The 5,051-nt window shown below is 40.6% G+C and carries 1 protein-coding gene and 1 pseudogene; both read left to right on the plus strand.

Annotated elements, in window-relative coordinates; all coding sequences use genetic code 11:
- A partial coding sequence (locus I656_RS06615) for an HAD-IC family P-type ATPase (RefSeq protein ID WP_020755401.1) occupies positions 1-492 on the plus strand: 492 nt, incomplete at its 5' end.
- A gap of 728 nt (positions 493-1,220) precedes the next feature.
- Positions 1,221-4,070 (plus strand): annotated as a pseudogene (locus I656_RS06610) (type I restriction endonuclease subunit R); the annotation flags it as partial.
- Positions 4,071-5,051 lie beyond the last annotated feature (981 nt).

Consider the following 5,051-nt stretch of genomic DNA (forward strand, 5'->3'; position numbering starts at 1 on the left):
GTCGGTATTGAAAAAACGGTAATGTTGACAGGGGATAACCAAAGAACAGCCGAAGCCATCGGAAAACAAGTCGGCGTTTCCGATATTAAAGCCGATTTACTTCCAGAAGATAAACTGAATTTCATCAAAGAGCTTCGTGACAAGCATCAAAGCGTGGCGATGGTTGGAGATGGTGTGAACGATGCACCAGCTCTTGCAGCTTCAACCGTTGGTGTGGCGATGGGCGGTGCTGGAACCGATACAGCCCTAGAAACAGCCGATATTGTCTTAATGTCTGATGATTTAAGCAAATTGCCATATACGATTAAATTGAGCCGCAAAGCTTTAGCGATTATTAAGCAAAACATTACTTTCTCTTTAGGGATTAAGGCATTGGCATTACTGTTAATTGTGCCTGGTTGGTTAACGCTATGGTTAGCGATATTTGCCGATATGGGAGCAACATTAATCGTAACATTAAACAGCATGCGATTGCTAAAAGTTAAAGAATAAACTTTGTGTTCAAAAAATGTAAGGGATGCCATTTGGTTATCCTTTTTTCATGATAAAGATATTTCTTTAATCAACTCCCATGGAAGAACGAATGAACTTCCATCATCTGTGATGTCGCGAAGCGATGCATGGGTGGCTAACGGGAGTCAATAGTAACATAATAAGATAAGAATTTTTGTTATTTTGACAATAAAAATGACAATGACAAAAAGCTCGGCTATTTGCCGAGCTTTCCAGTCTGAGATAATCTTATTATCATCTTTTACTTTGATAAAAATAGGTTCATCACCATTTTTTGTGAAAAACGCTCAATTCATTTCTCTATTCGTTGTATAATCTAGACTAACATCAGAGAGAGAGGGAAGATCGGTTTTCATCGTTTGAGAATGCAAAAGAAACCGATGCTAATACGATTGGAGGAGATCGGGCGCTTTCCGTTCACTGATCTCGATTCCCTCCTGTTGATGCCAATACATTCGAGCTTGGAACAGGGAGGGAGCAACCATACCAGAGCGCCAAATCGGCGCATAGCCGCTGAAGCGACTGACCCCCAAGCGAACCATCTCCCTATGCACATAGCGTCAGGAAGGCTTTAGCAGTTAAGGAATGCTGCCGTTGAATGAGTCCTACTTCTCGTTCCAGAAGGGTCAGTTCTTTGGCGGAAGGGGGTTGACGAATTTTTGATCCATGCCTTTACGTAATTTGATAGGTAATGGAATAAAATCTCCTTAACGGCGCCGGATAGGGTAAAACTGATCAACCGAAATATGCATTTTCACCAAATGTTGACGAAAGGACTTGAATTTTCTTATGAGGTAAACGATGAAACGTACACGCCTCATGTCTTCCCGATCGATTGGGAACATCCGGAGAACAATGACTTTTTAGTGGTCAATCAATTGCCGATTGAAGGGCGCATGTCCCGCCGGCCAGATATCGTTATATATATTAACGGTTTACCGCTGATTGTATTTGAGTTAAAAAATCCGAACAACGAGCAAGCGACTGTTTATGATGCATATACCCAAATTCAAAACTATACATATGATATTTCGCAATTATTTAACTACAACGCTTTTGTTGTTATTTCCGATAACGTGGAAACGAAGCATGGGATGCCGTTTGCCGATTACGATTTCTTTGCCTCATGGAAATCGATTGATGGGCGAAATGTCGATAACAACCGTGCTAATACGATGCGCACGCTGATTGAAGGATTATTTCCAAAAGACCGTCTGCTAAATTATATTCGTAATTTTATTGTCTTTTTGGAGGAAGGAAGCAAAATTACAAAAATCGGCGCGAAATATCACCAATTTTTTGGCGTAAACTTCGCTGTCAATGAAGCGATCCGTGCGACGCGGCCTGACGGAGACCGGAAAATCGGGGTAATGTATCATACAACGGGTTCGGGCAAATCGCTAAGCATGTTATTTTTCGCAGGAATTTTGTCTCGCCATCCGGAAATGGAAAACCCATCTATTGTCATTCAAGTGGATCGTAATGACCTAGACGAACAGTTGCATGATACGTTTGTGCAAGGGAAATCATACATCGGTCATGTGCATCACGCGGAAAGTACCGAACAGTTGCGAACATTACTGAGAGGGGAAGCGGGACAAATTATTTTCTCCACTATTGAAAAATTCCGTAAAAAAGAAGGAGAAACCCGACACCCTGTTTTATCGGAAAGACGAAACATTGTTGTGATTGCCGATGAAGCACACCGTACCCAAGCCGGTTTTACGGGCGGATTTGCCGCTCAGTTGCGTTATGCTTTGCCGAACGCTTCCTATATTGGGTTTACAGGAACCCCGGTCGATTTTGTTGATAACAATACAGAAGAAATTTTCGGACATATTATCCACCGCTACGATATGGCTCAGGCGGTCGAAGACAAAGCGACATTGCCAATTTACTATGAGAGCCGTCTAATTCCGCTTGATTTATCTACTGAGGACATTGATGAAAAATACAGAGAAATTATCGAAGAAGCAGGGGGAGACGATAAAGAGTCAGAGAGCTATAAAAGAAAATGGGCCGCTCTGGAAAAAGTCGTCGGTACTCCAAAACGGCTCCGTCGTTTAGCCAAAGATATCGTATCACATTTTAACCAAGTCGCCAATCCATTTCAAAAAGCCATGATTGTCTGCATGAGCCGGCGAATTGCGGTTGATTTGTATAATTATCTAAGAGAGATTCCAGAATGCCCTCCTGTTGAAGTGATTATGACAGGAGATGTATCAAAGGATCCTAAAGAGTGGCGAGAGGTTCAGCCGGGAAGCAAATATGCGCATATTAAGTCGAAAAAAGAGCAAGAAGAAGTGAAAGCCAAACTTCGTGACCCAGAAGACCCTTTGAAATTTGTCATTGTCGTCGATATGTGGTTAACAGGAATGGACGCTAAACCGCTTTCCTATCTTTATGTCGATAAGCCAATGAGGGGACACAATCTTATGCAAGCCATTGCCCGTGTAAACCGAGTGTTTCCAGGAAAAGAAGGCGGTGTAGTCGTTGATTATATTGGCATTGCCACTTCTCTGAAAGAAGCAACTCATAAATATACGCAAAGCGGCGGAACGGGAAGTCCTACTTATGATATTTCAGAGGCCGTTAACATCTTTATGAATCATCTGGAGACAGTAAGGGGATTTATTCCAAGTGAGATTGATGTTCAAAACTGGCGGGCAAAACCAAAGATAGAGCGCGAAGACTTCATTGCAGATCTTGTTAACATGCTTTTAAATCGAGATCCCGAGGAATATATCCAAGCAGCTACCAAACTAGAAAAATCGTATCAGTTGGTGAAACATCAGCCGGAAGTGCTTGAACTTGCAGATGAGGTTATGCTTTATTTAATGATGAAAGCACAACTTCGCAAACATTTGCGGCCACCAATTGAAAAACCGAGTGAAAATAAAACATTAGAAGAGCGATTATCAGAACTTATTGACAATAGTCTATTAGCGAAAGAAACTGTTGACATTTTCCAAATAGCAGGAATTGAACGCCCAGATATCAGCATATTGGACGAAGCGTTCTTAGCAGATTTAACGAAAAAAGAGCATGTAGACTTGCGCTTAAAGTTGCTGAAAAAACTTTTAGAGGACCAAATTAAAGTGACATTTAGCCAAGGAAGCCCACAGTCAAAGGCGTTAAGCGAACTTCTAGAGAAAACGTTAAGGGATTATCATAATCGTGTCATTCAGGCTGCTGATGTGATCCGGGTTATGATTAACATGCGCAAAGAAATGGAAGAAGAAATGCGCAAGCGGCACGACTTGGGATTGTCAGAGGAAGAAATTGAGTTTTACAAGGCGATCACTGCTATGGGGCAGGAAGCGTTCTCAAACGAGTTTCTTGCTAGTCTAATCCATAAGGTGGTCAAAGCTTTAAAGAAACAATTAGCCGTAGACTGGACAAGTCCTTACCGCCGAGATGTCTACGCCAAGGTCAAATTAGCTGTCAAGCAAGTACTCATCAGAGAAAAAATTACCGGCCAACAATTGCAATTCTTAACAAACAAATTCATGGAACAAGCCGAACAGCAATATAAAGACTGGCCGATGAATGCGTGACAACGAGAACAGATGTCTCTTATAGGGGCATCTGTTTTTGTATAAATCGTTATAAAGGGAGAAGAAATGCATGCGAGTAGGATTAGACAGAGAAATTATTAAAAGTCTTACAAGGACAGTAGAGTCGTTTTCACCATTGAGTGAAATGCTTCGGGAGTAGACAGAATTAATAACGAGAATAAATCTTGGCTCAAACATAAGCCGACATTTCAATTCGGTATTTTATCAACCTGAACTATCGATTGCCTTTAATACATTAGCCTCGAGATTGAGGGAAACACAATTACATATACAATCCATTGCTCCATTCTTAGAATCAATTAGTACGTTAAGGAACAGTTTTGCTGGTGCAACTGATTCTATGCAAACTGTTTTAGATAGTGTTAAACAATTAAGTTTATCATTAAGCAAAATCTACACTAGTATCGATAGTCCGATTGCAGAACTCCAAAGAACAATTAATTAAACATTAGAATTATATAAAGTTAACCTGTCACCGACGATAAAAGCATTAGAACAATGGCAGGTTCAATTTAAAGAATTGCAAAAAATAAATTTTCCAAAGGTTGGCCCGAGTTCGACACTTACTAGGCAAACAAATTGCTCACCAGCCTTGATACATAAGGGTTGATGAGCGATTAGGCATACTTCACGCGTGTATCTATGAGTGATGCTGGATATGTAGGATTCTTAGAAGCAGATCCAACGCCTACAGCCACAAAGTTTTGGCGATGCTTTAAAGTGAGTTTCGCATGCTGATTTATATGTTCTTACGTTATAACTCATAAACCCCGATATTAAAAGGACTAATTTACGAAGCGTGTGCCTACGAAAATCAACGTATTTTCTAGTGTATAGACCTTAAATCCTTTGATATAAAAGGCTTTTTCTAAATTGTGCTTGCCTAAAATTGGACTTCAAACTGTCGAACTCGGAGTACAGAAAATATGTAAAAATCGCTTTTCGGTACGGAATTTTTGT

Origin of the sequence: Geobacillus sp. WSUCF1 (genome assembly GCF_000422025.1) — a bacterium.
GTDB lineage: Bacteria > Bacillota > Bacilli > Bacillales > Anoxybacillaceae > Geobacillus > Geobacillus zalihae.